Genomic DNA, 26,358 nt, shown 5'->3' with positions numbered 1-26,358 from the left:
GTGCATAACAAAATTGTAAACGAAGGCGTCGCCGCTCAAACCAAGTGTCTGTGGCGGTTTCGTGCCGTTCTGGGGGATAAGCGTGCCCCCTGGAGAGGGGATTTGCTTGCCGCGCTCAGGATATATTAGAGAGATTCTTGAATTTTATGCAGCAGGAAGTCGCGGAACACCGTGATGCGCTTGGAGTGGCGCAGTTCCTCTGGATAGACGAAATAGGTGTCGAGCTTAGGTCCCTTCAGTTCGGGCAGCACGTGCACCAGATTGTCTGCTTCGGTGGTCATGTAATCGGGCAGGGCGGCGACGCCCAGGCCGGATTTCACCGCGCGGTAGATGCCGTAGATGTTGTTGACCTCGAGCACCGGCTTGCGCGGCCGCGACGGGCTGGACCCGGCTTCCAGAAGCCAGTTGACGTTGGCCACCGGCGGCGAGACGCGGGCGTCGTCGCCGTAGACCACGATATGGTGGTTGTCCAAATCCTCGGGCGTCTTGGGCAGGCCATAGCGCTTGATGTATTCCGGCGCCGCGTAGACGTTGTAATGCATGGTCAGCAGGTGGCGCTGGATCAGGTCGGGCTGGCGCGGCGGCATCATGCGGATGGCCACGTCGGCTTCACGCATGGCCAGATCCAGTTCGCCGTCATACAGCACCATGGTCACGTCGATCTCGGGATAGAGGTCGAGGAAATCCTTGATGCGCGGCGTCAGCCACAGGGAACCGAAGGCGACGGTGGTGGTGATCTTGAGCGGACCTTGCGGGCGTTCCCGGCTTTCGGTCAGCAATGCCTCGGTCATGGCGAGCTTGGAGAAGATCTCGCGCGCCGTCTTGTAGAGCAATTCACCCTGTTCGGTGAGGATCAGGCCACGGGCGTGCCGATGGAACAAAGGCAGGTTGAGGCTTTCCTCTAATGCGCTGATCTGGCGGCTGACTGCCGATTGGCTCAGGTTGAGCACCTCGCCGGCGTGGGTGAAGCTCCCCGCCTCGGCAACGGCGTGAAACACCCTGAGCTTGTCCCAATCCATGTCCCGAAAAGGGCTCCTTTCCCCCCTTGATCCGACTCCGGCGTCTTGCAAAGACGCCGGGCCGGTATTGTTCTGCGGCTGTTACTGTGCCGCAACTTACGGCGTATGTCCATGGATGGCGAGGAAACGTTCCGCTTCGAGCGCCGCCATGCAGCCGGTGCCGGCCGCGGTCACCGCCTGGCGGTAGGTCTTGTCCTGGACGTCGCCGGCGGCGAAAACGCCGGGAATGTTGGTGGCGGTCGAACCGGGCGTGGTGACGATGTAGCCTTCGTCGTCGATGGTGACCGCACCCTTGAACAACTCGGTGTTGGGGCTGTGGCCGATGGCGATGAATACGCCGTCGCACGACACGGTGGACACTTCGCCGGTCTTCACGTTCTTCAGGCGAACGCCGGTGACGCCGGGCGGGTTGCTGTCGCCGACGATTTCATCGATGACGCTGTCCCAGCACACGCTTACCTTGGGGTTGGCCAACAGGCGGTCCTGGGCGATCTTTTCGGCGCGAAGGGAATCGCGGCGGTGCACCAGGGTCACCTTGCTGGCGATGCCGGCAAGGTAGATGGCTTCCTCGACCGCGGAATTGCCGCCGCCGACCACCACCACTTCCTTGCCCCGGAAGAAGAAGCCGTCACAGGTGGCGCAGGCGGAAACGCCAAAGCCCTGGAACTTCTTTTCCGACTCGATGCCCAGCCAGCGCGCGGTGGCGCCGGTGCAGATCACCAGGGTTTCGCCAACATAGGTATCGCCCGAATCGCCCTTGGCGACGAATGGCCGCTTGGACAGGTCCACCTCGGTGATGGTGTCGTACAGGAACTGGGTGCCCACATGCTCGGCCTGCTCTTGCATCTGTTCCATCAGCCACGGACCCTGCACCGCCTCGGCGAAGCCGGGGAAGTTCTCGACGTCGGTGGTGATGGTCAGCTGGCCACCCGGCTGGAGGCCGGCGACCAGAAGCGGCGACAGATTGGCACGGGCGGCGTAGATGGCGGCGGTGCAGCCGGCCGGGCCGGACCCGAGGATGAGGACTTTGGTGTGGTGGGTGGCCATGGCGATCCCCCGGCAAAAAGGTTGTGACAAAATAGGTTCGGTGCCGTCCTTGCGCAAGCGTCGCTCGAAACGGCTGAAGATGTTATTATATTAGGATCAACTAATAAAAAGGCAAGGGGCGCGGAGTTGCCTCTGCGCCCCTTGGTTTCAGGCCGTGGCCCGAGGCTTACAGGTCCTTGGCGTTCTCGGCCAGATACTTGGCCACGCCCTCGGGGCTGGCCTGCATGCCGGACTTGCCCTTTTGCCAGCCGGCGGGACACACCTCGCCATGTTCTTCGGTGAACTGCAAGGCGTCGACCAGACGCAGCATCTCGTCGACGTTGCGGCCCAGCGGCAGGTTGTTGACGTGGGCAACCTGAACGGTGCCGGCCTTGTCGATCAGGAACGAACCGCGCAGGGCGACGCCGCCCGGCAGCAGCACGCCGAACGACTTGGCGATGTCCTTGGTCAGGTCGGCCACCATGGGGAACTGAACGTTGCCCAGGCCACCCTTCTCGACCGGGGTGTTCTTCCACGCCAGATGGGTGAAGTGGCTGTCAACCGACACGGCGACGACCTTGACGCCCTTTTCCGCAAAGGCCTTGAGGCGGTGGTCGTGGGCCAGGATCTCGGACGGGCACACGAAGGTGAAGTCCAGAGGATAGAAGAACACCAGGCCATAGGAGCCGGCCAGATAGGACTTCAGGTTGAAAGCCGGGTTGATCTCGTTGTCCGGCATCACCGCCGGGGCGGTGAAGTCCGGGGCGGCTTGGGTCACCAGGCTCACGGGGTTGATCGCGTCGGTCATCCTTGGGGCTCCCTTATATTAAGGAAAGGGGTGGAACATGGATGGCAATCTAGTCCCCTCGCCGGTGGCGGGCAAGGTGGAATGATTCCAGGCTTCAATGAACAGCAACAGCGGTGGCCGACGGCTCCGCCATGACGCATCGGTTGCGGCCATTGGCCTTGGCCTGATACAGGGCGGCGTCGGCCCGCTTCAGGGTGTCCTCCATGGTGTCGGTCGGCTGAAGTTCGGCGATGCCCATGCTGACGGTCAGCGGCGGCCCCGCAGCGATGGCGTCGGCGGCCGTCAGCGCCAGACGCAGCCGTTCGCCGACGACCCATGCCGCCTCGGTGCCGGTTTCCGGCAACAGGGCGACGAATTCCTCGCCGCCGAACCGGCACAGGATGTCGTTGCCCCGCAACTGGCCGATGGCGACCGCGACGAACCGGCACAGCGTTTCGTCGCCGACGGCGTGGCCGAACTGGTCATTGATGCGCTTGAAGTGATCCAGGTCCATGGCCAGCAACGACAACGGTCGGCCGGTACGGCGCGACCGCGCCACTTCGCGCGTGGCCAAGGCGGTGAAGGCCCGGCGGTTCAAGGTGCCGGTCAGCGGGTCCTGGCTGGCTTGGCGGTCCAGGTCCCATTGCAGGCGTTCGCCGGTCATCAACGCCATGCCCAGGGCCACCGCCACCGAGTTGGCCAGCCACCACAGCAGGCTCAGCGACGGAAAGGGGCCGTTGAAGTCGACTTCCGGCCCCCGCAAGGCGGCGGCGATGCGTAACACCATGAACAGGGCGGTGGCGGCGTAGGTATAGGCGGTGACGCGGGTGGCAAGCCCGCTCCACGGACTTGGGCGCCACAATTCGCGGGCGATCAGCGTCGCCAGCACGCCGATGCTGGCCGAATTGGTGAGAATCCGCCCGGAAGTCCAGTCCAGAGCCGAGGCTGCGTAGGGGGGAAGGGCTACAACCGCCGCCAAGACCACCCAGGTGGCACGGGGCAGGGGGCTACGGCCAAAGAAACGGCGGAAGCCGTCCCAGGCCACCATCAGCGCCGTCGAGGCCAGCAATGGGGGGAGCGGCAGCATCCACCATCGGGGCAGGCCGTGCATTTGGCTGTAAAGCGCCAGGGCGATCGCCGACAAGATGCCCGCCCAGCCCCAATGTCCCAGGCCGGGAACGTCGGGATGCATGCGCCACAGTAAGATGCGGGCCGAGGCGCAGAAGGCCGCCGCCAAGCTTACCGCGACCACCAGGGTCTGGAAATCCAACGCCATGCCAGCCTGTGTCCCGCCGTCCCGTTATCGTTTTAGATTGGATAAAAAATCGACGGTAGCGCAGGCGCACGGCCCGCGCCATAGGGTCTTGGCCGTGTGGCGCGGCGGACACAGGGAGCCGTGAATTCCTTGGTTCGTGCGATCGGGCGCGGGCGCAGAGGGGGCATGCGTGCTTCCGATACAAACAGGCGCTTGGCGGGGCGAACCGAGCGCGGTAATATAATTTCGTGAAACGCGTTCCGGTTGGAGTTCCTTAAATATGCAACGGGTCAAGCTCGACCGCATCGACCGCCGAATCCTGGCGGATCTGCAAGCCGACGGTCGCATGACCAACGTGGAACTGGCCCGCCGTGCCGGCATTTCCGCGCCGCCCTGCCTGCGCCGTGTCCGCGCGCTCGAGGAGGCCGGTTACATCAAGGGCTACCACGCCGAGATCGAGCCGCACGCCCTGGCCTTCAACGTCACGGTCTTCGCCCATGTCGGCCTCAACAGTCAGGCCGAGGCGGATTTGCGGTCCTTCGAAGAACTTGTACAGGGGTGGCCCGAGGTTCGCGAATGCCACATGCTGGCGGGCGAAACCGACTTCCTGTTGAAGATCGTCGCCCACGACTGGGACGACTATCAGCGTTTCCTCACCACCAAGCTGACGGCGGCGCCCAACATCAGCCACGTCAAAAGCTCGCTGGCCATCCGCACCTCGAAGCTTCAGCCGGGCGTGCCGATCGACGTCGACGCCGGCCCCGAGGCCGAGCACGAATAGGACCGTCATGGACATTCTGGATGTTACCGGGCTGGCGTGCCCGCTGCCCATCCTGCGCACCAAGAAGGCGTTGAAGAATGTTGCGCAAGGCGGGCTGCTCAAGGTGGTCGCCACCGATCCCGGTGCGGTCAGGGACATGGACGTCTTTTGCCGCCAGACCGGCAACGAATTGGTGGAATGGGCCGACGAGGGCGGAACCTACACCTTCGTCATCAAGCGTTTGACCTGAGACCGTCCGACACCTCGGTTTCGTCCAGGGGAGCATTCAGCGCCGCGCGGGTTTCTATGTCCAGCGCCGCCAGACGTGCCGCCAGGGGGCGAATTTTCAGCCAATCCTCGGCCTTTGCCGCCTGTTCCAGGGCGCGTCCCGTCAGTCCCAGCCGCGTCGCGCCCAGCGACAACGCGGCCGAGGCCAGGGAATGGGCGGCCTCGGACAATTCCCTGGAATCCCCTGCCGCCAAACTGGCGGTGATGGCGCGGCGCAAATCGTCGGCGGTGGCGCTGAACAAAGCCGCCATGTCGGCGCGGGTGGCCGGATCTGGGCCGCATACGGCGGCAAGGATTTCGGCATCCAGCAACGGCGCTTCGGTAAAAGAGGGGGGCGGACCGGGGTGGCACGGGCTGGTGGTCCGCGTCGTGCCGGCACGCAAGGACAGCGCGGACGCCATATCCTGAAGCGAGACAGGTTTGGTGACCACCGTGTCCATTCCCGCCTTCAGGCATTCCTCGACCGTGTCGGCGAAGGCGTCGGCGGTCATGCCGATGATGGGAACGCGCTGGTTCGGGGCTTCGGTGGCCCGGATGGCGCGGGCCAGGTCGAGCCCGTCCATCACCGGCATATGGTAATCGGTGACCACGGCGGCGAATTCCGTCCCCTTGCGGAAAGCGTCAAGCGCCAGGGCGCCGTTGGAATGAATCTCGACCTCGTAACCCAACCGTTCCAGTTGCGAGCGTAACAGCCATTGGTTCACCGGGTTGTCTTCGGCCGCCAGCACGCGGCCGGCGTCGATGGTGGCCGAGGCTGGATCGTGCCGGGGGCGTGCCGTTGCCGCGGTGGGCGTTGACGTCTCGATCAGCGGCAGCAGCACGCGGAAGGTGGAGCCGGTGCCCAAGGTGCTGGTGGCGTCGATGCGCCCGCCCATCAAGTCGACCAGTTGCCGCGAGATGGACAACCCCAGCCCGGTGCCGCCGTGCCGGCGGGTGGTGGAGGTGTCGGCCTGACGGAACGGTTCGAACAGACGGGCCAACTCGCTGGTGGCGATGCCGATGCCGGTGTCGGCGACGGTAATTTCCAGCCGTTCGCCGTGTCGTCCCAAGCTGACGGAAACCGTGCCGGTTTCGGTGAACTTGACCGCGTTGCCGACCAAGTTCATCACCACCTGACGCAGTCTGAGCGCGTCGGCCAGAATCCATTCCGGCAGATCGGGCGCGGTGACGAGGTCAAGGCGCAGCCCCTTGGCCCGCGCGGTGGCGTCCAAGGCGCCGGCAACCTCGCGGACGATGGCCGCCGGGTTGGTCGGGGCCGGGGTGATGCGGACCTTTCCCGCTTCGATCCGTGACAGGTCCAAGATGTCGTTGATGATGCCCAGAAGCGATTCCGTCGATTGCCAGATGACGTCGGCGTATTTGCGCTGTTCCAGGGTCAGTGGCGTTTCGCGCAGCAATTCCACGGTTCCCAGCACCCCGTGCATGGGGGTGCGGATTTCGTGGCTCATGGTCGCCAGAAAGCGCGACTTGGCCTGGGCGGCGGCCACGGCTTGGGTGCGGGCGTCCTCGAGTTCGGCGTTATGGGCGTCGATGCGGTCCAACAGGCCGTTATAGGCGGTGACAACCCGCCCCAGTTCGTCGCGCGGGCGGGGATTGGTCTCGACCTTGGCGGCGGTGGCGATGGCACGGTTCAGCCGGTCCAGCGGCGCCATCACCGTGGCGCGCAGGGCGAACACCGAACTGATCACCATGGCGGCGGACAGCAGCAGGAACACCAAGGCCGTCAACTGCGCGTCGGCCCGCGCGGCGGCGGTCAGTGCGCTTCGGTCGACCCACAGGGTCAATCGTCCGAGGTGGTGGCCTTCGTAATCCACGTCGGCGGCGAACGGGGTGCTGTCGACAGGGGCGTCGCAGCCCGCGGCGGCGGTGGCGGCCAACAGCCGGCCCCTGGAATCGGTCACTTCGGCACAGGACAGGGACGGGTTGGCGGCCAGCGAATGGACGATGGCGGCGGTGGCGCGGTCGTTGATCGACCACATGGGTTCCTGGAGCGCGATGGCGTTCAGACGGGCGACATCTTGCATGGCGGACGACAGGCGATGGCGCTCGCCCTCGAACTGCCGCCAGGCGACCGCGCCCGACACCAACGCCGCCAGCACCGCCGACACCGACATGGCGATGATCAGGAAGCGGGCGGTGATCTGCTCGACATGCCAAAGCGCCACCTTGGGTCGTCCTCGCCTGGATCGAGAATTCAGCCAAAGGTTAGGCCAAAGCCGCCTGGGATGCCAGAAGCCATTGCGCACGGCGGTTCCGCTCGGCACAATGGGCGCATGTCAGGTCTTTACCCGATAACGGCTGTTCTTCGGAGGTCGCTGGCCAGCTTTGTCGCGGTGGCGATGCTGGGGCTGTTGACGTGGCCGGCGGCCGCAGCCGAACCGGTCAAGGTCGGGTGCGTCGAGTTTCCGCCCCTGACCTATACCGGGGGCGACGGCCGGGCGACGGGACGGGCGGTCGAACTGGTTTCCGTCATCCTGGAGCGTGCCGGGCTGGAGTATCAGGTGACCTGCTATCCCGGTGCCCGGCTGATGGCGTCCTTGCGCGACGGGTCAGTCCAGGTTGCCATGCTGATCCGTCATCCCGACCTGTTGTCCTCGGTTCAATATGGTGCGTTGCCCATGGCGCGGATCGATCTGCGGGCCTATCGCCGGGCGGGGACTACGCCGTTGGGGCGGGTGGAAAACAGCCGGGGCAAGCGGGTGGTGGTGTTGCGCGGGTACGGCTATGGCGGCTGGATCGACTTTTTCCGCGATCCCGCCAACAGCGTGGCAGTGTCCTACGCCGACAGCCGCGAGGCCGCCGTCCGCATGTTGAGCGGCGGCCATGGCGACTATCTGATCGACTATGTGCCTCCCGAGGTTCTGGGGGCAAAGGACGAGGCGTTCCTGGTGGAGACGCTGGCCCGGCTGGACACCTATTTCGTGGTGTCCAACAAGGCGCCCAATCCCACCGCGCTGTTGCGGCGGCTCGAGGACATCTTCGCCGACATGGGGGCGCGGCCGGTCGAGTGACGATGGCCGTCGCCCATGGTGGCGTCAGGGCCATTGGCTGGTCGGCAGGCCGCGGGCCAGCCAGCCAGGACCGGCGGCGCTGCCGGCCATGCCCTCGGGGACGTGGCTGACCGCAGTGAAGCCCTGTTCCGCCAGATAGGCCAGCGCCCGGCTCGAACGGTTGCCGGTACGGCAGATCAGCACCAGGGGGGCTGCCCGGTTGCCTTTGGCCAATTCCAGGAGACGTTCGGCGAAGTCGGGTCGCCCCCAGGAAATGGTGGCGGCGCCGGCCGGGATGCCGGTGTCCGACCATTCCATGGGCGTACGGATGTCCACCAGGACGATTTCATGGCGTGCTTCCAACGTCTGGGCCTGGGGGGCGTCCAGCGTTCCGGCCTGGGCCGGCATCGCGGTTGCGATCCATCCGGCCAGGACCAGCGTGGCAAACCTAGCGACGGCGTGCCACCCAGCCGCCGAAGCACAATGCCCGGAAGAACGGGCGCGGCGGCTCGAACCCGGCTTGGTCCAGCAATTGCCCGAGCCGTTCTTCGGTGACGGGGTGGATGTCGCGGTCCACATGGGAAAACCCCTTGTCGATGGCGTCGGCACCGATGCCGGCGGCTTTTTGCAGGTGGCGCCAATAAAGGCGCAGTTGCGATTGCCAGGAATCGTCCCAGCCGGGACCGAACAGGTCGGCCAGCACCAGGGGCGCGCCGGGCTTGAGGTGGCGGGCGATGTCGCCAAGCAGGTCCAGCTTGGCGCCGTCGTCGGCCAGGAAATGCAGTACCAGCAACAATGTGGCCGCGTCGAACGGCTCGAAGGTCGGCAGGGCGGATACCGCGCATGGGTAGAGCCGGACCCGTTCGGTCAGACAGTGTTCAGCGACCTTGTGCTCGGCAAGTTTCAACATGTCGCCGGCCGGGTCGACGCCGACCACATGCAGGGCCGGGCAAGCCTGGCCCAGGGCCACGCACTCGGCGCCCGATCCCGCCCCGGCCACCAGCACCCGGCCGTGGCCGCCGGTGGTTTCGGCGATCACCATGCAGGAGAGTTGGTGCAGCGCCTCGTAGCCGGGAATGGCGTCGCGGATGCGCCGGTCATAGGCCTGGGCCTTCTCGGCGGCGTAGATGCGGTCCAAAGGGCTCTCGGTCATGGACTGTCCTCCGGCGGAAAGGCCCCTAACTGGCGCAACGCTTCCGACATGGCCATGGCGGCGGCCATGGCCACGTTGAGCGAGCGTGCCGCCGGCGCCAGCGGAATGCGGACCCGCGCGTCGGCCGCGTCGGCCACATTGTCGGGGACACCGGCGCTTTCGCGCCCCACCATGATGATATCGTTCGCGCGAAAGGAAAAGCGGTCCAAACGTTCCGACGCCTTTGTGGACAACAGCACCACCCGCCGGCCCGCACGGGTGGCGTCGTCGCGGAACGCGCCCCATGAAACGTGGCGCGTCACCTGAACCAGCGCGACGTAATCCATGCCGGCGCGGCGCATGCGTTTTTCGTCCCACAGGAAGCCGCACGGTTCGATCACGTCCAGGCCGAAATCCAGACAGGCTCCCAGCCGCAGGAGCGCCCCGGCGTTTTGCGGGATGTCGGGGTGATAAAGTGCCAGGCGCGGCCGGTCCATTCTTGCTCCAGGTCACGGCGCCCGGCCCGTTGGGGCGCCATTGATGAAAAATCAAGGGGCTGGATTAGTGAAAGCTGAACAGCCCTTGACTCGCCTGTTGATCCAGGCGGGCCAATGTGGTTAATAGGGCCGCTTCCGCGGGCCAACAAGAGGTTATGTCATGGCTGATTCGGCAACGCATGCCCAGCCCTCGTCGACGGACGGGCAGACTAGGCGGGATTTCCTGCTTTATGCCACTACCGCCGTCGGCGCGGTCGGGACCGCCGCCGCTCTGTGGCCGTTCGTGCACAGCATGAATCCGGCCGCTGACACCTTGGCGCTGTCCACCACCGATGTGGATCTCGCCGCCATCCAACCAGGTCAGGCCGTCACGGTCGTCTGGCAGGGCAAGCCGGTTTTCGTGCGCTACCGCACGGAAGCGGAAATCGCCCAGGCCGCCCAGGACGACAGTGCCCACCTGCGCGATCCACAAAAGGACGCCGACCGTGTGACCAAGCCGGAATGGCTGGTGGTCATCGGTGTGTGCACCCATCTCGGCTGCGTGCCGCTGGGCCAGAAGCCGGCCGACCCCAAGGGCGAGTTCAACGGCTGGTTCTGCCCCTGCCACGGTTCGCACTACGACACTTCGGGACGTATCCGCAAGGGGCCCGCGCCCCTGAACCTGCCGGTTCCGAAGTATGCGTTCACCACCGACACCACCATCCGGATCGGGTAAGGATCGGCCATGAGCGGTTTTCAGACCAATAACAAGGTGGTGAGCTGGCTGGACCAGCGGCTTCCCATCTTCTCGATGCTCCATCATTCCGGCATCGAATATCCCACCCCCCGGAACCTGAACTACTGGTGGAACTTCGGTTCGCTGGCCGGCTTCATCCTGGTGGTGATGATCCTCACCGGTATCTTCCTGGTGATGAACTATTCCTCCCACACCTCGCTGGCCTTCGACTCGGTCGAACGCATCATGCGCGATGTGAATTACGGGTGGCTGATCCGCTACCTGCACATGAACGGCGCCTCGATGTTCTTCATCTTGGTGTACATCCACATCTTCCGTAATCTTTATTACGGTTCGTACAAGAGCCCGCGCGAGGTTCTGTGGTGGATCGGCATCATCATCTTCCTGTCGATGATGGGCACCGCGTTCATGGGCTACGTGCTTCCCTGGGGCCAGATGTCCTTCTGGGGCGCCACCGTGATCACCAACCTGTTCTCGGCCTTCCCGATCGTCGGTGATCCGATCGTCACCTTGCTGTGGGGTGGTTTCGCGGTCGACAACCCGACCCTCAACCGCTTCTTCTCGCTGCATTACCTGCTGCCGTTCGTCATTCTCGGTCTGGTGGTCGTCCACGTTTGGGCGCTGCACACCGTGCGGTCGAACAACCCGCTGGGCGTCGAGATCAAGACCCAGGCCGACACCATCCCGTTCCATCCCTATTACACGATCAAGGACCTGTTCGGCATCGGCGTGTTCCTGATGTTCTACTGTGCCTTCGTGTTCTGGGCTCCGAACTTCTTCGGCGAGCCGGACAACTACATCCCGGCCAACCCGATGGTGACCCCGCCGCACATCGTTCCCGAATGGTACTTCCTGCCGTTCTACGCGATCCTGCGCGCCTTCACCCAGGACATCTGGATCATCTCGGCGAAGCTTCAGGGCGTCGTGGCCATGTTCTCGGCCATCATCATCCTGTTCTTCCTGCCCTGGCTGGACACGTCCAAGGTTCGTTCGGCCAAGTTCCGTCCGTGGTACCGCCAGTTCTTCTGGCTGTTCCTGGTGGATTGCGTGGTGCTGGGCTATGTCGGCGGCAAGCCGGCGGAAGAGCCGCTGGTGACCATCGGCCAGATCGCCACCGCCTACTATTTCGCTCACTTCCTGATCATCATGCCGCTCTTGGGCAAGATCGAGAAGCCCAAGGCTTTGCCGGCCAGCATCTCGGCCCCCGTGCTGAAGGAGAAGGCATAATGCGTAAGCTCATCCTTTCGGCCCTGGTCGCCGCCGGTCTGACCGGCGCTTCCGGCGCGGCTCTGGCCAGCGGTGGCGGCGAGCCGCTGATGAAGCCCGAGTTCTCCTTCAACGGCTTCTTCGGTCAGTACGACAAGGCCCAGCTCAAGCGCGGCTTCGAGCTGTTCCATCAGGTCTGCTCGAACTGCCACGGTTTGCGTCTGGTGGCCTATCGCAATCTCGAGGCGGTTGGCCTGACCGCCGATGAGATCAAGACCATCGCTGCCGAGCGTGACATCGACGACGTGCCCAATGACGAAGGTATCGTCAGCAAGCGCGCCGGCCGTCCGTCGGACAAGTACATCGGCCCGTTCCCCAACGACCAGGCGGCCGCCGCGGCCAACGGCGGCGCGTTGCCGCCCGACCTGTCGCTGATGGCCAAGGCCCGTGTCGGCGGTCCGAACTACATCTACAGCCTGATGCTGGGCTTCAAGGACGAAGCCCCGGAAGGCCATTTGGTCCCGGACGGCAAGTTCTTCAATGTCTACTTCCCCGGCAACAACATCAGCATGCCGCCGCAGCTGATGGAGGATCTGGTCACCTATTCCGATGGCACCGCCGCCACCCCGGAACAGATGGCGCTGGATATCTCGGCCTTCCTGAACTGGACGGCCGAGCCGGAACTGGACGTGCGTAAGTCCATGGGCCTCAAGGTTCTGGTCTTCCTGGCGGTGTTCACCGCCTTGCTCTACGCCCTCAAGCGTCAGATCTGGAAGAACGTGCACTGATCGCCCTTTCCCGGGGCGGCCCGCGCCGGGAAACAGATCGTCGGATTGGCCGCCGTCCTTGCGACGGCGGCCTTTTTGTTTTACGACCCATGTCGAACTTTTCCACTCAGGGGCGACAGGCATGACCACTCCCGTACTCGGCATCATCGGCGGTTCCGGCGTCTACGACATCGACGGGATGACCAACAAGGAATGGCGCCGGGTGGAAACGCCGTTCGGCGAGCCCTCCGATGAATTGCTGTTCGGGGAGTTGGGCGGCCAGAAACTGGTGTTCCTGCCGCGCCATGGCCGGGGACATCGCATTCCGCCATCGGAACTGAACTTCCGCGCCAACATCGACGCCATGAAGCGGGCCGGGGTCACCGAGATCGTCTCGGTCTCGGCGGTTGGCTCGCTCAAGGAGGAATTGCCGCCCGGCACCTTCGTCATCGTCGACCAGTTCATCGACCGCACCTTCGCCCGCGTCAAAAGCTTCTTCGAAACCGGTCTGGTGGCCCATGTGTCCATGGCCCATCCGGTGTGTGGCCGTCTGGGCGACATCATCGAAAGGGCCGCCCAGGACGCGGGCATTCCCGCCGTGCGTGGGGGCACCTATCTGGTGATGGAAGGGCCGCAATTCTCGACCCAGGCCGAAAGCAACCTCTACCGCCAATGGGGCTGCGACGTCATCGGCATGACCAACATGCCCGAGGCCAAATTGGCCCGCGAGGCCGAGATGTGCTACGCCACCGTGGCCATGGTCACCGATTACGATTGCTGGCATCCCGACCACGACGCGGTGACGGTGGAGCAGGTGGTCAAGGTGCTGATCGAGAACGCCGACCGCGCCCGCGCGCTGGTCAAGGCCATCGTGCCTTACGTGGCGGGGCGCGATTGTGCCTGCGGCAAGGGCTGCCACAGCGCGCTTGAGCATGCCATCATCACCCATCCCGAAAAGCGGGATGCGTCCTTGGTGTCCAAGCTGGACGCGGTGGCCGGACGGGTGCTCAAGAAGTAAGGGGGCCGTTCACGCGCGGTGGGAGCGGGCGACGGAGCGGAACATCTCCAGCGCCTGTTCGCTGCAACTGACACAGCGGTCGCACCCTTGGACCGAGGCGCAGTTGAGGATGGTCTGAAGCGTATCCAGGTTGCTATGGGCCGTGGGGTCGGAATGCCAGGCGCACTCCTCTCCTTTGCGGTTCCTCATGATGCTTCCGACGTGGTGGGCGAGCGTTCCAATGACCGCTCTTGATGAAATGATGATAAATCCGTTTTCTCCGACCTTGGTATAGGTGCAGGTGTATAGCTTCCACGGTGCGGGGCATCGTTCGGAAGGCTGGCGTCCCCCCTTATCCCTTTGCTTAAGACAAACGAAATGAAAGCCAACGAGGTTAGGCCATGAAGATCGACGGCAAGTCCACCCGGACCATCTGGCTGGCCGAGGACGGTCAGGGGGTCGAGATCATCGACCAGACCCGTCTGCCGCACGAATTGGTGACGGTGCGTCTGGAAACCCTGGCCGACGCCGCGCACGCCATCAAGGCCATGCTGGTGCGCGGCGCGCCGCTGATCGGTGCCACCGCCGCCTATGGCATGGCGTTGACGGCGCGGGCCAACGCTTCCGACATGGCCTTGACCGTGGCCTACAACATCCTGCATGCCACCCGGCCGACCGCCATCAACCTGAAATGGGCGTTGGACGAGATGATCAAGGCGCTGGCCGGCGTGCCCGAGGACAAACGGGCCGAAGTCGCCTATGCCCGTGCCGCCGAGATCGCCGACGAGGATGTGGCCATCAACTCGGCCATCGGCGACAACGGCCTGGACCTGTTGCACGACATCTGGGCGCGTCGCCGGGCGGAAGGGGCCGAGCGGTTGAACGTGCTGACCCATTGCAATGCCGGCTGGCTGGCCACCGTCGATTGGGGCACCGCCATCGCTCCCATCTACAAGGCGTTCGACGCCGGCATGCCCATTCATGTCTGGGTGGACGAAACCCGGCCGCGCAACCAGGGCGCCAGCCTGACCGCACGCGAACTGAACTGGCACGGCGTGCCGCATACGGTGATCGCCGACAACACCGGCGGCCACCTGATGCAGCACGGCATGGTGGATTGCGTCATCGTCGGCACCGACCGCGTCACCCGTAACGGTGACGTCTGCAACAAGATCGGCACCTACCTCAAGGCATTGGCGGCGGCCGACAACAATGTGCCGTTCTATGTGGCGCTGCCCAGCCCGACCATCGACTGGAGCGTCGCCGACGGTGTGAAGGAAATCCCCATCGAGGAACGCGACGCCACCGAACAGACCCATATGACCGGCAAGGCGGCGGATGGTTCCATCGTCACCGTCCAGGTGGTGCCCGATGGCAGCGCCGCCGGCAATTGGGGCTTCGACGTCACCCCGGCGCGGCTGGTCACCGGCCTGATCACCGAACGCGGCGTCTGTGCCGCCAGCCCCGAAGGATTGAGCGAGCTGTTTCCCGAACGGGGATAAGGGGCGTGGTCAGAACACGTCCTTGCGCCGCCTGAGTTCGGCGAACACGCGGGCCGGGTCGGTTCCCGGCTCCATGCCGACGGCACGGGCGACGCTGGCTTCGTCGGCGCGCAGGAACGGGTTGGCGGCGCGTTCGTCGGCCATCAGGGAAGGCACGGTGGGAAGCTCGGCTCCGCGCAGCCGGGCGACCTGTTCGACACGGGTCAGCAGGGCGGCATTGCCGCGCTCCACCAACCGGGCGAACCGTCCGTTGGCGGCGGTGTATTCGTGGGCGCAATAGATGCGGGTGTCGTCCGGCAGGTCGCGCAGTTTGCGCAACGAGTCCCACATCTGTTCGGCCGTGCCCTCGAACAGGCGGCCGCAGCCCAGGGAAAACAAGGTGTCGCCGCAAAACAGCGCGTGGCTGTCGGGAAACCAAAAGGCGATATGGCCGGTGGTGTGGCCCGGCGTCTCGAACACCATGGCCGCCGCGTGCCCCAACAGGAAGGTGTCGCCTTCGCGGACTTCGACGTCGATGCCGGGAATGCGCTGGGCGTCGCGGCGGGCGCCGACCACCTGCGCCCCGGTGGCGTGCTTGAGTTCCAGGTTGCCGCCGGTGTGGTCGCCGTGGTGGTGGGTGTTGAGGATGTGGGTCAACCGCCACTGTCGGCGCGCCAGTTCGGCCAGCACCGGCTCGGCCACCGCCGGATCGACGGCAGCCGTGGCGCCGCTTTCCGGTTCGTGCAGCAGGTAGACGTAATTGTCCGACAGCACCGCGATCTGTTCGACCACAATCCGCGTCATCGCGCCCTCTCTTTGCTGAAGGCGCAGCCTAGCACAAGGTGGAGGGGCGCGACCAAGCGGAGTTGTTCAAGGAGAGGGTGCCGGTTTAGTATTCGGGCTCTTTATTCCGATCACCAAAGGATCATTCGATGAAGTGCCCCAAATGCGATTCCGAGCACGTTTACGAAGACGGCAACCTGTGGGTCTGCCCGGAATGCGCCCATGAATGGAACCCCGAAACCGCCGCCGAGGCCGCTGACGAAGGCGTGATCAAGGATGCCAACGGCAACGTGCTGGCCGACGGCGATTCGGTCACGGTGATCAAGGACCTCAAGGTCAAGGGCTCGTCGCTGGTGGTCAAGGGTGGCACCAAGGTCAAGAACATCCGCTTGGTGGCGGACGCGGTCGATGGTCACGACATCGCCTGCAAGATCGATGGCATCGGCGCCATGAACCTGAAGTCGGAATACGTGAAGAAGGCCTGAGCGCCTTCTTTTTATCCTTCGATGCGGTAGACCACCACCTCGCGGGCGTCGCGGTCTTCCAGTTCCAGGCTGGTGCGTACGGTCGTGCGCGCCAGTTCCCGCAATCCCGTCTTGGGCAGGTAGGCCCGGCCGGGATCGGCCATCAGCACCACCGCCCCGGCGGCGGCCAGGGAGCGCAGCCAAGGCAGGATGTGGTCGGTCATGGGGCGTTCGTAACAGACGTCGCCGGCCACCACCACGTCCCAGCGGCATTCCTGGCCGACGATGTCGCCGTCCGCCACGTCCACCACCACACCGTTCAACTCGGCGTTCATGGGGATGACGGCGCAGGCCAAGGGGTCGATGTCGGCGGCCAGAACCTGGACGGCGCCGCCCAAGGCGGCGGCGATGGCCGACGCGCCCGATCCGGCGGCGAAATCCAGGACCCGTTTGCCGCGCACCAGTTCGGGATTGTCCAGGACATAGCGGGTCAGCGCCTGGCCGCCGGCCCAACAGAACGCCCAATAGGGCGGGGGCAGGTTGACGCGCAGCAACGCCGCCTCGGTGGCTTCCCACAGCGGCGTCACCTCGGTCGCCAGCCACAGGTCGATCTCGGGACAGGCCGGCGGTTGCGACACCTCGGTCACGTCGCGGATGAAGGCGCGGGGGTCTTGGGTCATGAGGACTCTCAGCCGTTCGATGTCCAGCATGGCCGCAAAACTCCGACGGGAAAAGGGAAAAGGATTACGCCACCTTGCCGGCCAGGATGGCCCCCAGGACCAACCAGCCGAACCAGCGGTTCGACTTGAACTTTTCCAGGCAATCGGCGGAATCGTCGATGTCGCCGGTCGCCACCTGCCACGCCAGTTGCAACCCGGCCACCCCCAGCAGCGGATAAAACGCGAGGCCAAGATCGGCGGCCCAGCCGGCGGCGGCCATCAGAACCAGCGTTCCGGCATAGAAGCCGACCACCCAGCGCGGCGTGGCGGCGGCCAGCCTGAGCGCGGTGGACTTGACGCCGATCAGCGCGTCGTCTTCCTTGTCCTGGTGGGCATAGATGGTGTCGTAGCCCAGCGTCCACAGGATGCCGGCGGCATAGAACAACAGTGGTGGCAACGCCATGTCGCCGGTCACCGCCGCCCAACCCATCAGCGCCCCCCAGTTGAAGGTCAGGCCCAGCCAGGCCTGCGGCCACCAGGTGATGCGCTTCATCAGCGGATAGGGGAACACCAGGGCCAGCGACCCCACCCCCAAGGCGATGGCGACGGGGGGCAGCGTCACCAGGATGGCGAGGCCGACCAGCAATTGCGCCACCAGGAAGGCCCAGGCCTGTTTCAGGGTGACGGCGCCCGACGGGATCGGGCGGCCACGGGTGCGTTCCACCTGAGCGTCGAACTTGTGGTCGGCGATGTCGTTGATGGTGCAGCCGGCGCCGCGCATCACCACCGCGCCCACCGCGAACAGGCCCATCAACAGCCAGTCGGGTTGGCCGTCGCCGGCCAGGGCGATGCTCCACCAGCATGGGAACAGCAACAGCCAGGTGCCGATGGGGCGGTCCAGACGCATCAGCCGCAAATAGGGGCGAAGAACCGCCGGCACATGGCGGTCGATCCAGTTGCCGACGGGAATGTCGCCGTCCAGGGTGGGTGCGCTGTTCATGGGGCAAGCTTTAGCGGAAAGCCGGCGTCAAAACCAGGGTCACAGCGCCGTGCGGCAGATCAACAAGCCGTTTTGCCATTCCATGTTGTCCACCGCCCAGCCGCGCAGGGCGACGTCGGCGGCGGGGCGCGGGCTGATCGGCTTGCCGAAGTGGTAGCCCTGGCCGAACCGCACCTTCAGCAGCTTCAACAGGTTGGTGGTTTCGGTGTTCTCGACGAATTCGGCGATGGTGCCGACCTTGAGGTCACGGCACAATTGGGCGATGGCGCGCAGGAACGGTGTGCTTTCGCCATTGGCGGAAATCTCGCGCACATAGGATCCGTCGATTTTCACGTGGTCCACCTGAAGGGCGCGCAGATAGTGGAAGGCGGCGGCGCCGGCGCCGAAATCGTCCAGGCACACCGGAAAGCCCTGACGGCGCAGCATCTGAAGCACGCCGTTGACCGCCGGCAGGTCCTCGACCTCGGCCGATTCGGTCAGTTCGAACAGCAACCGGCCGCGCAAGTCGATGGCTTCGCGCACGATTTCCAGCAATTGCCGGGCGGTGCCGATATGCGACAGCGACCGCCCCGACAGGTTGACGGCGAAGCGCAAGGCGTCGTGCTTGCCCATGGTCGAGCGCATGAAGTCGATGGCGCGCCGAAGAATGGCCAGGTCAAGGCCTCCGACCATGCCGACATTCTCGGCGAAGGTCACGGTCTCGAACGGCGAATCGCGACCAGGGAAACGCACCAGACATTCGAAATGGTGCACCACGCCGGTCCACAGATCGACCACCGGCTGGAACACCAGTTCGAATCCTCCGGTGTCGATCACCGTCTTGATCTCGCGCATCTGCGCCACCGTTTCCGACAGGCGCGGGCGAAGGTCGGTGGTCAGGTCGTCCAGCGTCATGGAGCCGCCGCGGGAAAAGGCGTTCAGGCTGTAGATCAGGGCGTTGGCCGCCTCTTCCGACGACACCCCGGCACCGTCCAGGGTCATGGAGGCCGAGAACACCGACTGATGCGGCGGCGGCGGCAGGAAGGCGTGCAGCAACTCGCCGATGGTGCTTTCGATGGCGTCGGCGGTGACGTTGGGGGCGTGGATCAGGCCGTATTTGTTGTCGCCCAATTCGCCGGCGGCGTCGCCGCCCACCGAACAGGCACGCAGCCGGTCGCCCAGTTCGGCCATGAATTCGTCGGCGGCCAAGGGGCCGGCCTCGGCCCGGACCTTTTCGACCTGCGGCACTTCCAGCATGGTCAACTGATAGGCGTCGGTGGCATCGACCGCCGAGGATTCGCTGAGCATGCGCCGCGCCAGATCGGTGAAACCGTCCTTGTCCAACAGGCCGGTGATGGGGTCGTGCGCTTCGGCCGGAGTTTCCAGCGCGGCGGCGTGGCTGAGGGCGATCAGCCGGGCGTGGGCGCGCTGGGGGTGGCGGTATCCCGACAACGCCACCGGTTTGCTGGGGTGTGTCTCGTCCCGTCCCGGCGTGTGCAGCAGCATGTGGCGCACGCGCTCGCCACGGTCGATGCGGATGAGGGCGCGGCTGATGCGCTCCGCGTCCTCGGGGATGAACAACTCGGCCAACGGCAGGCCGGACAACAGCCGCGCCGGCTTGCCGGCCAGGGCCATGGCGGCGCCCACGGCGAATCCGATGCGGCCGTCCTCCTCGACCTCGACCAACAGGTCGGCGGCGGCAAAGGCAAAGGCGACGTACAGGTCGCGCGAACGGTTGATGTCGCCGGCGGCGCTCATGCCCTTTGTGGAATCCCTCTCTTTTCCCCCAGGAAACTATCGCACGAGCGCACAGGGAACGCCAGTGACGCCAGGTGACGACGGCAAGGCCGGCGCGGTGCAGCGGGAGCTTGCAATGGCGGCGGCGAATCGATATAAACGCCCCTTCCTCGCGCGGCCAAAGGCCAGTGGCATGCCTTGTCGCGCCTGAATCGCTAAACTCGCACCGTAAGGACAAGCGAAAATGCCCAAGATGAAGACCAAGAGCGCCGCCAAGAAGCGGTTCAAGCTCACCGCCTCCGGCAAGGTCAAAGGCAACGTGGCCAACAAGCGTCACTGCCTTTCCGCGAAGCCCCAGGACATGAAGCGCCAGGCCCGCGGCACCTTCATCCTGTTCAAGGCTGACGGTGAAAAGGTCAAGCAATACTACCTGCCGAACGGAGCTAAGTAATGGCGCGCGTCAAGCGGGGCGTTATCACTCACGCCCGTCACAAGAAGATTCTGAAGCTGGCCAAGGGCTTTCGCGGCCGTTCCAACTCGTGCTTCCGCGTTGCGATCGAGAAGGTCGAGAAGGCGCTGCGTTACGCCTATCGCGACCGTCGCGCCAAGAAGCGCAATTTCCGCGCCCTGTGGATCCAGCGTATCAACGCCGGCACCCGTCAGTACGGCATGCCCTATTCCCGCTTTATGGACGGTCTGAAGAAGGCCAACATCGCGCTCGACCGCAAGGTCCTGGCGGACATCGCCGCCCGCGAGCCGGAAGCCTTCAAGTCGCTGGTTGAGAAGGCCCAGGCGGCCCTCCAGTAAGGCTTGTCCGATCCCCGGCGACGGGGAGAGGGAAATTACGTGGAGGGGTCGCCCGTCAGGGCGGCCCCTTTTCGCGTCCATAGGGGATCGAAGTCATGGATCAACTCGATAACATCCGCGCCGAGGCTCTGGCCCAGGTCGCCCAGGCGCAAAGCCTCGAGGCGCTGGAAGCCGCCCGCGTGGCGACCCTGGGCAAGAAGGGCAGCGTGTCGGCGCTGATGGCGTCGTTGGGCAAGATGAGCCCGGACGAGCGCAAGACCGCCGGTGCCCAGCTCAACGCCGTCAAGGACCAGGTGGCCGAGGCCATCGCCACCGCCAAGGCGGCGCTCGAGGCCAAGGCGTTGGAGGAGAAGCTGGCGCGCGAACGGGTGGACGTGACCTTGCCGGTGCGCCCCGAAAGCCAGGGCCGCATCCATCCCATCGCCCAGGTGATGGACGAGATGGTCGCCATTTTCGCCCAGATGGGCTTCGAGGTGGCGGAAGGCCCGGATATCGAGGACGATTTCCATAATTTCACTGCGTTGAACATCCCGGCCGAGCACCCCGCCCGCCAGATGCACGACACGTTCTATTTCGGCGAGAAGGACGATGGTTCGCGCCATCTGCTGCGCACCCACACCAGCCCGGTGCAGATCCGCACCATGCTGGCCAACAAGCCGCCGATCCGCATCATCGCGCCGGGCCGCACCTATCGCTGCGATTCGGACATGACCCATACCCCGATGTTCCATCAGATCGAGGGGCTGGTCATCGACAAGACCACCCACATGGGCCACCTCAAGGGCACCCTGATGGAATTCGTCACCACCTTCTTCGAGGTGGACGAGGTTCCGGTGCGTTTCCGCCCCAGCTTCTTCCCCTTCACCGAGCCCTCGGCGGAAGTGGATATCGGCTGCTCGCGCGAGGGCGGCGAACTGCGTATCGGCAAGGGCGCCAGCTGGCTGGAAATCGGCGGCTCGGGCATGGTGCATCCCAATGTGCTGCGCGCCTGCGGCTTGGATCCCGACGAGTACCAGGGCTTCGCCTTCGGCATGGGCGTCGAGCGCATGGCGATGCTGAAATACGGCATTCCCGATCTGCGCACCTTTTTCGATTCCGATTTGCGCTGGCTCAAGCATTACGGCTTCGTGCCGCTTGACGTGCCGACCCTGTCCGGAGGGCTGACCCGATGAAGTTCACTCTCTCGTGGCTCAAGGATCACCTTGAGACCGACGCATCCCTCGCCGAGATCGAGGCGCGGCTGACCATGCTCGGCCTCGAGGTCGAGGGCGTCGAGGACCCGGCCAAGGATCTGGGCGGCTTTGTCGTCGCCGAAATCCTGGAGGCCGAAAAGCATCCCGACGCCGACCGTCTGCGGGTGTGCAAGGTCAACACCGGGACCGCGACGATCCAGGTGGTTTGCGGCGCCCCCAACGCGCGGGCCGGCATCAAGGTGATCCTGGCCCAACCCGGCACCTACATCCCGGTCACCGGCGAAGCCCTGAAGAAGGGCAAGGTGCGTGGTGTCGAAAGCCAGGGCATGATGTGCTCGTGGCGCGAACTGAAGCTGGGCGAGGACCATGACGGCATCGCCGAACTGGACCAAGGCTTGGCCGTCGGCGCCCGTCTGGTGGACGTGATGAGCTTCGATCCGATGATCGAGATTTCCATCACCCCCAACCGCGCCGATTGTCTGGGCGTGCGCGGCGTGGCGCGCGATCTTGCCGCGTCGGGCCTGGGCACCCTCAAGCCGCTGAACAGCGATCCGGTGCCGGGCAGCTTCAAGAGCCCGATCGGCGTCAAGCTGGAGTTCACGCCGGAAAACGCCTCGGCCTGCCCGTATTTCGCCGGGCGTCTGATCAAGGGCGTCAGGAACGGCGAATCGCCGCAATGGCTGAAGGACCGGCTGACAGCCATCGGTCTCAGGCCCATTTCGGCCCTGGTCGATATCACCAACTACGTCACCTACGACCACGCCCGGCCGCTGCATGTGTTCGACGCGGGCAAGGTCAAGGGCGACATCCGCGCCCGGCTGGCGCGTGACGGCGAGACCTTGCTGGCGCTGAACGGCAAGGAATACACTCTTTCGCCCGAGATGACGGTCATCGCCGACGAGGCCGGGGCCGAAGCCATCGCCGGCATCATGGGCGGCGAACATTCCGGCTGTACCGAGACGACCACCGACGTCTTCCTCGAGGTCGCCTATTTCGACCCCATCCGCACCGCCACCACCGGGCGCAAGCTGGACGTCCTGTCGGATGCCCGTTTCCGTTTCGAACGCGGCGTCGATCCGGCCTTCGTCGTGCCGGCGGCGGAAATCGCCACCCGGATGATCCTGGAATTGTGCGGCGGCGAGGCGTCCGAACTGATCGTCGCCGGTGAGGAGCCGGATTGGCGGAGTTCGGTGGTGCTGCGCCCCGAGCGCGTCGCCGAATTGGGCGGTGTCAAGGTGAGCAAGGCCAAGCAGGAAGACATCCTGCGCGGTCTGGGCTGTGTGGTGTCCGAGCATGCGGACGGTTTGCTGGTGGTGCCGCCGTCGTGGCGCGGCGATATCGGCGCCGAGCACGATCTGGTGGAAGAGGTCATCCGCATCAACGGCTACGACCAGTTGCCGTCGGTGCCGCTGCCGCGCCCCAGCATGCCCAAGCCGCTGTTGACGCCGGGCCAGCGGCGGGCGTCATGGGTGCGCCGTCAACTGGCGGCGCGCGGTCTGGTGGAAACGGTGACGTGGTCGTTCCTGCCCTCGGCCCAGGCCAAGCTGTTCGGCGGCGGTGCGCCGGAAATGCATCTGGCCAATCCGATCTCGTCCGATCTGGACTGCATGCGTCCCAGTGTGCTGCCCAATCTGGTAGCCGCCGCCGGGCGGAACGCCGACCGTGGTTTCAAGGATGTCTGTCTGTTCGAGATCGGGCCGCAATTCGATGGTCCCGAACCCGGGCAACAGCGCGCCGTGGCCGCCGGCATCCGCTCGGGCCGCGCCGTGCCGCGCCATTGGTCGGAAAAGACCCGGCCGGTGGATCTGTTCGACGCCAAGGCCGATCTTCTGGCCGCCATCGCGGCGGCCGGGGGCAACCCGGATTCGTTCCAAGTGACGGCCGGCGGTCCCGGCTGGTATCACCCCGGCCGCTCGGGCACGCTCAAGCTGGGCAACAAACCGGTGGCGGCTTTTGGTGAGTTGCATCCGGCGACTCTGGCCGCTTTGGACGTCAAGGGGCCGGTGGTGGCGTTCGAACTGTTCCTGGAGGCTCTGCCGCCACAGAAGGCCAAGGCCACCAAGGCCAAGCCGGCGCTGAAGCTGTCGCCGTTCCAGCCGCTGGAGCGCGACTTCGCCTTCGTGCTGGATGCCACGGTGTCGGCCGACGCGGTGGCGCGTGCCGCCAAGAATGCCGACAAGGCGTTGGTCGCCGATGTCGCGGTGTTCGATCTGTACGAAGGGCCGAACGTCGGCGAGGGCAAGAAGTCGCTGGCCGTCACCGTCACCCTTCAACCCACCGAGAAGACCCTCACCGACGAGGAGATCGAAACGGTGGGCAAGAAGATCGTGGACGCGGTGGTCAAGGCCACCGGCGGCGTCTTGCGGTCGTAGTTTCCACTCCTCCCCCTTCCGGCTTGACCGGGAGGGGGCCGGGGAGGGGGAGTTCCCTATCCATGTTCGACATCATTTTGCTGCGTCACGGCGAAACCCAATGGAACCGCCAGAAACGCATCCAGGGCCATGGCGATTCGCCCCTGACACTCAGGGGTATCGAACAGGCCAAGGCCTATGGCCGGACCATCAAGGCCATGCTGGGCGACGACTTGGCCAATTGGCGGCTGGTGTCCAGCCCGTTGCCGCGTTGCCTGCAAACCGCCTCGATCCTGTCCGAGGTGGCGGGGATGGATTTTGCCGCCTTGGAAAGCGAGGGGCGGATCAAGGAAATCTCGACCGGGCATTGGATGGGGCGGCTTAAATCGGAAATGCCGGCCGAGGATCTGAACGGAGAGGGAACCCGGTCATGGTTTTTCCGCTGTCCCGGTGGCGAGAGCTACGAACATTTCGCTCAACGCCTGGGCTCTTGGCTGTCGGAACGCGGCAACGCTGAAAAGATGGTGGTGGTCAGCCACGGTGTCGCCGGCCGCGTGTTGCGCGGGCTGCACATGGGGATCGATCCCGACCAAGCCCTGTCGGCGGGAGAATCGCCGCAAGACGCCATCTTCCGGTTGCGTCCCGGTCACATCGAGCGGATTTCCTGCGGCTGAGCGGTCAAGCTCTGGCGTTGGTGCATGAGACCCGGTGTTGAAACGCAGGGCTCTGACGCTCCCGTTTTGTCGAAATTATTCTATAATAATTCCAGGTTCATACATGCGCGTTGCATATATGAATGGGCGGCAGCCATGACTGACAGAGGGGGCTTTCTAGACTCCTCGGTGCGGACTTGTTTGATAGTCATGTGTCGGAAAGGATTTGCCGAATATTTTTTTGTTTCTAGGCGTGTGTCTTACCGTTGTTCTTCATATGATGTCGCACCAATTAATGGTCGTAATCGTGTGGTTGTTTCTAAGCATGGCCTATCATTCTTGACGGGTGTGTGTTGCGCCAGGTCCAGAATGGTGTGAGCATGTGCCGGGCATGCGTTTGGGGAATGCGAATGGTTTTGATGCGGACGGTCTTGATCGCGTTGGTCATGGGGGGCGTGGCGACGTCGGCGGCGCTGGCGAAGCCGCGTACCTTCGTGGTCGGGGTCGAGGAACTGGACTATTTCCCCAGCTACGCTGTGCGTGATGGTGAATATGTCGGGGCGGCCCGCGACATCCTGGATGCGTTCGCTCAGGCCCATGGTTACACCCTGACGTTCCGGCCGCTACCCATCAAGCGGCTGTACGCGGAGCTTCTGTCCGGTGGCATCGACCTTAAGTTTCCCGACAACCCCCAATGGGCTGGCGACGTCAAGCAGGGCCAGCCGGTTCGCTATTCACAACCGGTGATCGCCTATGTGGACGGGGTGATGGTGTTGCCCGATCGCTTTGGCGGGGGGGCCGATGCGGTTCGCACGTTGGGGACCGTTTCCGGCTTCACCCCGTTCGCGTGGCTCGACCGGATTCGTTCCGGGCAATTGGTGGTCAAGGAAAACCCGCGGATCGACCTGTTGTTGCGCCAGGTGATGATGGGGCGGATGGATGGCGCCTACGCTTCGGTCGCCGTGGCCTACCATACCCTTGAGGGCGAGTTGAAGGCTCCTGGCGCGCTGGTGTTCGACCCGGCGCTTCCCCATTCCCGCGATTTCTATCGGCTGTCCAGCCTCAACCATCCCGAAATGGTGGCCCAATTCGACGAATGGATGGCCGCCAACCGGGAACTGATCGAGGGCATCAAGCTGCGTCATGGCGCGGAAAAGGGCGTGAACTAGAGGCGGGTCTCATCCCTGGCGTAACGGGCATGCACATACGGCCTGCTCAGGTGAGTGATGCATCGGCGATCTGGCGCGTCATCGGCCTACCACTCGGGCGCTCGATGAGGCCGTGGCCTAACGCGGCAACGCCACCAGTTGGAACCAATAGGTGTCGAGGGTGCGCACCACGTCGACCAGCCCGTCGAAGGTCACCGGCTTGCTGACGAAGGAATTGGCGCCCAGGTCGTAGGAGCGGGCGATGTCTTCCTCGGCCTTGCTGGTGGTCAGGATGACCACCGGGATACGGCGCAGGTCGGGATCGGCCTTGATGTGGCTGAGCGCGGTGCGGCCGTCCATGCCGGGCATGTTGAGGTCCAGCAGGATCAAGCCGGGCCGGGGCGAGGAGGCAGGGTCGGCGAAACGCCCGCGGCGGTTCAGGTAGTCCAGCAATTCCTGGCCGTCCGACACGTTGCGGAAATCGTTCTTGAGGTGACATTCCTCAAGCGCTTTTTGGGTCAGCCGGACGTCGGCCGGGTCGTCGTCAGCCATCAAGATGACGATCGCGCCGTTGCTGCTCATACCTGATACCCTTAGCCTGCGAATCCATAATACCGCCCATAGTGGTACGACAGGTGGACGG

29 protein-coding genes are annotated in these 26,358 nt (G+C 64.7%); 15 read left to right on the top strand and 14 right to left on the bottom strand.

Translation table 11 applies throughout. From position 1 onward, the window contains the following. Nucleotides 1-125: 125 nt before the first annotated feature. The 4 genes from G4223_RS14330 to G4223_RS14315 all read right to left on the bottom strand — a co-directional run bounded on the left by G4223_RS14330 (nt 126) and on the right by G4223_RS14315 (nt 4,108). Nucleotides 126-1,019, bottom strand: coding sequence for a LysR family transcriptional regulator (locus G4223_RS14330; RefSeq protein ID WP_163681123.1), 894 nt, complete (start codon nt 1,017-1,019; stop codon nt 126-128). Nucleotides 1,020-1,115: 96 nt separating this feature from the next. Beyond that, the gene (trxB, locus tag G4223_RS14325) at nt 1,116-2,066 is read right to left on the bottom strand and encodes a thioredoxin-disulfide reductase (protein ID WP_163681121.1); all 951 of its coding nucleotides are present in this window, start codon (nt 2,064-2,066) and stop codon (nt 1,116-1,118) included. 166 nt (nt 2,067-2,232) lie between these two features. After that, the gene (locus G4223_RS14320) at nt 2,233-2,853 is read right to left on the bottom strand and encodes a peroxiredoxin (RefSeq protein ID WP_163681118.1); all 621 of its coding nucleotides are present in this window, start codon (nt 2,851-2,853) and stop codon (nt 2,233-2,235) included. 94 nt (nt 2,854-2,947) lie between these two features. Continuing rightward, nucleotides 2,948-4,108 (bottom strand): GGDEF domain-containing protein, encoded by a 1,161-nt coding sequence (locus tag G4223_RS14315; RefSeq protein ID WP_163681116.1) that lies wholly within the window; start codon nt 4,106-4,108, stop codon nt 2,948-2,950. 259 nt (nt 4,109-4,367) lie between these two features. Between G4223_RS14315 and G4223_RS14310 the strand changes: the two genes are divergently transcribed. Beyond that, on the top strand, nt 4,368-4,868 hold the full coding sequence (locus tag G4223_RS14310; RefSeq protein ID WP_163681113.1) for an Lrp/AsnC family transcriptional regulator: 501 nt from the start codon (nt 4,368-4,370) through the stop codon (nt 4,866-4,868). A gap of 7 nt (nt 4,869-4,875) precedes the next feature. Continuing rightward, nucleotides 4,876-5,097 carry a sulfurtransferase TusA family protein gene (locus tag G4223_RS14305; RefSeq protein ID WP_163681109.1) on the top strand — a complete coding sequence of 74 codons (222 nt, stop codon included), beginning with the start codon at nt 4,876-4,878 and terminating at the stop codon, nt 5,095-5,097. Here the strand turns inward: G4223_RS14305 and G4223_RS14300 are convergent. Then, nucleotides 5,081-7,300, bottom strand: coding sequence for an ATP-binding protein (locus tag G4223_RS14300; protein ID WP_163681106.1), 2,220 nt, complete (start codon nt 7,298-7,300; stop codon nt 5,081-5,083). The two genes, G4223_RS14305 and G4223_RS14300, sit on opposite strands and share 17 nt — an antisense overlap. Nucleotides 7,301-7,408: 108 nt before the next feature. Here G4223_RS14300 and G4223_RS14295 point away from each other — a divergent pair, with 108 nt between their 5' ends. After that, a complete protein-coding gene (locus G4223_RS14295) occupies nt 7,409-8,146 on the top strand; it encodes a substrate-binding periplasmic protein (protein WP_163681103.1) in 738 nt (245 codons plus the stop codon). Between the two features lie 24 nt (nt 8,147-8,170). On the opposite strand, the gene G4223_RS14290 is transcribed toward G4223_RS14295, so the two are convergent. Genes G4223_RS14290 through G4223_RS14280 form a run of 3 tightly spaced genes read right to left on the bottom strand, consistent with a single transcriptional unit; the run spans nt 8,171 to nt 9,754 of the window. Further along, complete coding sequence (locus G4223_RS14290; protein WP_163681100.1) at nt 8,171-8,533, bottom strand: rhodanese-like domain-containing protein; 363 nt, start codon at nt 8,531-8,533, stop codon at nt 8,171-8,173. A gap of 40 nt (nt 8,534-8,573) precedes the next feature. Beyond that, nucleotides 8,574-9,278: a class I SAM-dependent methyltransferase gene (locus G4223_RS14285; protein WP_163681097.1), complete on the bottom strand. Its 705-nt coding sequence runs from the start codon at nt 9,276-9,278 to the stop codon at nt 8,574-8,576. Continuing rightward, entirely contained in the window at nt 9,275-9,754 is a 480-nt protein-coding gene (locus tag G4223_RS14280; protein WP_163681094.1) for a tRNA (cytidine(34)-2'-O)-methyltransferase, read from the bottom strand. Before G4223_RS14280 ends, G4223_RS14285 begins: the two co-directional genes overlap by 4 nt. A 160-nt stretch (nt 9,755-9,914) precedes the next feature. Between G4223_RS14280 and petA the strand changes: the two genes are divergently transcribed. The 4 genes from petA to G4223_RS14260 all read left to right on the top strand — a co-directional run bounded on the left by petA (nt 9,915) and on the right by G4223_RS14260 (nt 13,481). Then, nucleotides 9,915-10,469 (top strand): ubiquinol-cytochrome c reductase iron-sulfur subunit, encoded by a 555-nt coding sequence (gene petA, locus G4223_RS14275; protein WP_163681091.1) that lies wholly within the window; start codon nt 9,915-9,917, stop codon nt 10,467-10,469. A 9-nt stretch (nt 10,470-10,478) separates the two neighbouring features. After that, on the top strand, nt 10,479-11,717 hold the full coding sequence (locus tag G4223_RS14270; protein WP_163681089.1) for a cytochrome b: 1,239 nt from the start codon (nt 10,479-10,481) through the stop codon (nt 11,715-11,717). Further along, on the top strand, nt 11,717-12,484 hold the full coding sequence (locus G4223_RS14265) for a cytochrome c1 (RefSeq protein ID WP_163681086.1): 768 nt from the start codon (nt 11,717-11,719) through the stop codon (nt 12,482-12,484). Before G4223_RS14270 ends, G4223_RS14265 begins: the two co-directional genes overlap by 1 nt. Nucleotides 12,485-12,605: 121 nt before the next feature. After that, on the top strand, nt 12,606-13,481 hold the full coding sequence (locus G4223_RS14260; RefSeq protein ID WP_163681083.1) for an S-methyl-5'-thioadenosine phosphorylase: 876 nt from the start codon (nt 12,606-12,608) through the stop codon (nt 13,479-13,481). A 9-nt stretch (nt 13,482-13,490) separates the two neighbouring features. On the opposite strand, the gene G4223_RS14255 is transcribed toward G4223_RS14260, so the two are convergent. Beyond that, nucleotides 13,491-13,670, bottom strand: a complete 180-nt coding sequence (locus G4223_RS14255) for a hypothetical protein (protein ID WP_163681079.1) — start codon at nt 13,668-13,670, stop codon at nt 13,491-13,493. Between the two features lie 191 nt (nt 13,671-13,861). On the opposite strand from G4223_RS14255, the gene mtnA reads away from it, so the two are divergent. Beyond that, nucleotides 13,862-14,962: an S-methyl-5-thioribose-1-phosphate isomerase gene (mtnA, locus tag G4223_RS14250; RefSeq protein WP_163681077.1), complete on the top strand. Its 1,101-nt coding sequence runs from the start codon at nt 13,862-13,864 to the stop codon at nt 14,960-14,962. Nucleotides 14,963-14,971: 9 nt separating this feature from the next. On the opposite strand, the gene gloB is transcribed toward mtnA, so the two are convergent. Next, nucleotides 14,972-15,745, bottom strand: a complete 774-nt coding sequence (gloB, locus tag G4223_RS14245; RefSeq protein WP_163681074.1) for a hydroxyacylglutathione hydrolase — start codon at nt 15,743-15,745, stop codon at nt 14,972-14,974. 128 nt (nt 15,746-15,873) lie between these two features. Between gloB and G4223_RS14240 the strand changes: the two genes are divergently transcribed. Continuing rightward, the gene (locus G4223_RS14240; RefSeq protein ID WP_163681072.1) at nt 15,874-16,209 is read left to right on the top strand and encodes a zinc ribbon domain-containing protein YjdM; all 336 of its coding nucleotides are present in this window, start codon (nt 15,874-15,876) and stop codon (nt 16,207-16,209) included. 11 nt (nt 16,210-16,220) lie between these two features. Here G4223_RS14240 and G4223_RS14235 read toward each other — a convergent pair whose 3' ends face one another. The 3 genes from G4223_RS14235 to G4223_RS14225 form a co-directional block, all read right to left on the bottom strand. Next, on the bottom strand, nt 16,221-16,868 hold the full coding sequence (locus G4223_RS14235; RefSeq protein ID WP_163681070.1) for a class I SAM-dependent methyltransferase: 648 nt from the start codon (nt 16,866-16,868) through the stop codon (nt 16,221-16,223). 64 nt (nt 16,869-16,932) lie between these two features. After that, the gene (gene ubiA, locus G4223_RS14230; protein WP_163681068.1) at nt 16,933-17,847 is read right to left on the bottom strand and encodes a 4-hydroxybenzoate octaprenyltransferase; all 915 of its coding nucleotides are present in this window, start codon (nt 17,845-17,847) and stop codon (nt 16,933-16,935) included. A 39-nt stretch (nt 17,848-17,886) separates the two neighbouring features. After that, entirely contained in the window at nt 17,887-19,584 is a 1,698-nt protein-coding gene (locus G4223_RS14225) for an EAL domain-containing protein (RefSeq protein WP_163681065.1), read from the bottom strand. A gap of 223 nt (nt 19,585-19,807) precedes the next feature. Between G4223_RS14225 and rpmI the strand changes: the two genes are divergently transcribed. From rpmI to G4223_RS14195, 6 genes are all read left to right on the top strand, one after another. After that, complete coding sequence (gene rpmI / locus G4223_RS14220) at nt 19,808-20,014, top strand: 50S ribosomal protein L35 (RefSeq protein ID WP_163681062.1); 207 nt, start codon at nt 19,808-19,810, stop codon at nt 20,012-20,014. After that, nucleotides 20,014-20,370, top strand: a complete 357-nt coding sequence (gene rplT, locus G4223_RS14215; RefSeq protein ID WP_163681059.1) for a 50S ribosomal protein L20 — start codon at nt 20,014-20,016, stop codon at nt 20,368-20,370. The genes rpmI and rplT overlap by 1 nt, the downstream gene beginning before the upstream one ends. 95 nt (nt 20,371-20,465) lie before the next feature. Beyond that, a complete protein-coding gene (gene pheS, locus G4223_RS14210) occupies nt 20,466-21,542 on the top strand; it encodes a phenylalanine--tRNA ligase subunit alpha (protein WP_163681056.1) in 1,077 nt (358 codons plus the stop codon). Beyond that, nucleotides 21,539-23,935, top strand: coding sequence for a phenylalanine--tRNA ligase subunit beta (gene pheT, locus G4223_RS14205; protein WP_163681052.1), 2,397 nt, complete (start codon nt 21,539-21,541; stop codon nt 23,933-23,935). The genes pheS and pheT overlap by 4 nt, the downstream gene beginning before the upstream one ends. Nucleotides 23,936-23,997: 62 nt before the next feature. Next, nucleotides 23,998-24,588, top strand: coding sequence for a histidine phosphatase family protein (locus G4223_RS14200; RefSeq protein WP_163681049.1), 591 nt, complete (start codon nt 23,998-24,000; stop codon nt 24,586-24,588). A 398-nt stretch (nt 24,589-24,986) separates the two neighbouring features. Then, complete coding sequence (locus tag G4223_RS14195) at nt 24,987-25,736, top strand: substrate-binding periplasmic protein (RefSeq protein WP_163681047.1); 750 nt, start codon at nt 24,987-24,989, stop codon at nt 25,734-25,736. 117 nt (nt 25,737-25,853) lie between these two features. Here G4223_RS14195 and G4223_RS14190 read toward each other — a convergent pair whose 3' ends face one another. Then, nucleotides 25,854-26,297 carry a response regulator gene (locus G4223_RS14190; protein WP_163681044.1) on the bottom strand — a complete coding sequence of 148 codons (444 nt, stop codon included), beginning with the start codon at nt 26,295-26,297 and terminating at the stop codon, nt 25,854-25,856. Nucleotides 26,298-26,358: the final 61 nt, after the last annotated feature.

It is taken from the genome of Magnetospirillum aberrantis SpK, assembly GCF_011022235.1.
GTDB classification, from domain to species: domain Bacteria; phylum Pseudomonadota; class Alphaproteobacteria; order Rhodospirillales; family Magnetospirillaceae; genus Magnetospirillum; species Magnetospirillum aberrantis.
Note: the sequence above shows the minus strand (reverse complement) of the source record. Positions and strands in the feature narration are given on the sequence as shown.

Bases quoted from the DNA above. Each gene is read 5' to 3' on its own strand.
- G4223_RS14330 (WP_163681123.1), bottom strand. From the start codon at position 1,019: ATGGATTGGGACAAGCTCAGGGTGTTTCACGCCGTTGCCGAGGCGGGG.
- trxB (WP_163681121.1), bottom strand. From the start codon at position 2,066: ATGGCCACCCACCACACCAAAGTCCTCATCCTCGGGTCCGGCCCGGCC.
- G4223_RS14320 (WP_163681118.1), bottom strand. From the start codon at position 2,853: ATGACCGACGCGATCAACCCCGTGAGCCTGGTGACCCAAGCCGCCCCG.
- G4223_RS14315 (WP_163681116.1), bottom strand. From the start codon at position 4,108: ATGGCGTTGGATTTCCAGACCCTGGTGGTCGCGGTAAGCTTGGCGGCG.
- G4223_RS14310 (WP_163681113.1), top strand. From the start codon at position 4,368: ATGCAACGGGTCAAGCTCGACCGCATCGACCGCCGAATCCTGGCGGAT.
- G4223_RS14305 (WP_163681109.1), top strand. From the start codon at position 4,876: ATGGACATTCTGGATGTTACCGGGCTGGCGTGCCCGCTGCCCATCCTG.
- G4223_RS14295 (WP_163681103.1), top strand. From the start codon at position 7,409: ATGTCAGGTCTTTACCCGATAACGGCTGTTCTTCGGAGGTCGCTGGCC.
- G4223_RS14290 (WP_163681100.1), bottom strand. From the start codon at position 8,533: ATGCCGGCCCAGGCCGGAACGCTGGACGCCCCCCAGGCCCAGACGTTG.
- G4223_RS14285 (WP_163681097.1), bottom strand. From the start codon at position 9,278: ATGACCGAGAGCCCTTTGGACCGCATCTACGCCGCCGAGAAGGCCCAG.
- G4223_RS14280 (WP_163681094.1), bottom strand. From the start codon at position 9,754: ATGGACCGGCCGCGCCTGGCACTTTATCACCCCGACATCCCGCAAAAC.
- petA (WP_163681091.1), top strand. From the start codon at position 9,915: ATGGCTGATTCGGCAACGCATGCCCAGCCCTCGTCGACGGACGGGCAG.
- G4223_RS14270 (WP_163681089.1), top strand. From the start codon at position 10,479: ATGAGCGGTTTTCAGACCAATAACAAGGTGGTGAGCTGGCTGGACCAG.
- G4223_RS14265 (WP_163681086.1), top strand. From the start codon at position 11,717: ATGCGTAAGCTCATCCTTTCGGCCCTGGTCGCCGCCGGTCTGACCGGC.
- G4223_RS14260 (WP_163681083.1), top strand. From the start codon at position 12,606: ATGACCACTCCCGTACTCGGCATCATCGGCGGTTCCGGCGTCTACGAC.
- G4223_RS14255 (WP_163681079.1), bottom strand. From the start codon at position 13,670: ATGAGGAACCGCAAAGGAGAGGAGTGCGCCTGGCATTCCGACCCCACG.
- mtnA (WP_163681077.1), top strand. From the start codon at position 13,862: ATGAAGATCGACGGCAAGTCCACCCGGACCATCTGGCTGGCCGAGGAC.
- gloB (WP_163681074.1), bottom strand. From the start codon at position 15,745: ATGACGCGGATTGTGGTCGAACAGATCGCGGTGCTGTCGGACAATTAC.
- G4223_RS14240 (WP_163681072.1), top strand. From the start codon at position 15,874: ATGAAGTGCCCCAAATGCGATTCCGAGCACGTTTACGAAGACGGCAAC.
- G4223_RS14235 (WP_163681070.1), bottom strand. From the start codon at position 16,868: ATGACCCAAGACCCCCGCGCCTTCATCCGCGACGTGACCGAGGTGTCG.
- ubiA (WP_163681068.1), bottom strand. From the start codon at position 17,847: ATGAACAGCGCACCCACCCTGGACGGCGACATTCCCGTCGGCAACTGG.
- G4223_RS14225 (WP_163681065.1), bottom strand. From the start codon at position 19,584: ATGAGCGCCGCCGGCGACATCAACCGTTCGCGCGACCTGTACGTCGCC.
- rpmI (WP_163681062.1), top strand. From the start codon at position 19,808: ATGCCCAAGATGAAGACCAAGAGCGCCGCCAAGAAGCGGTTCAAGCTC.
- rplT (WP_163681059.1), top strand. From the start codon at position 20,014: ATGGCGCGCGTCAAGCGGGGCGTTATCACTCACGCCCGTCACAAGAAG.
- pheS (WP_163681056.1), top strand. From the start codon at position 20,466: ATGGATCAACTCGATAACATCCGCGCCGAGGCTCTGGCCCAGGTCGCC.
- pheT (WP_163681052.1), top strand. From the start codon at position 21,539: ATGAAGTTCACTCTCTCGTGGCTCAAGGATCACCTTGAGACCGACGCA.
- G4223_RS14200 (WP_163681049.1), top strand. From the start codon at position 23,998: ATGTTCGACATCATTTTGCTGCGTCACGGCGAAACCCAATGGAACCGC.
- G4223_RS14195 (WP_163681047.1), top strand. From the start codon at position 24,987: ATGCGGACGGTCTTGATCGCGTTGGTCATGGGGGGCGTGGCGACGTCG.
- G4223_RS14190 (WP_163681044.1), bottom strand. From the start codon at position 26,297: ATGAGCAGCAACGGCGCGATCGTCATCTTGATGGCTGACGACGACCCG.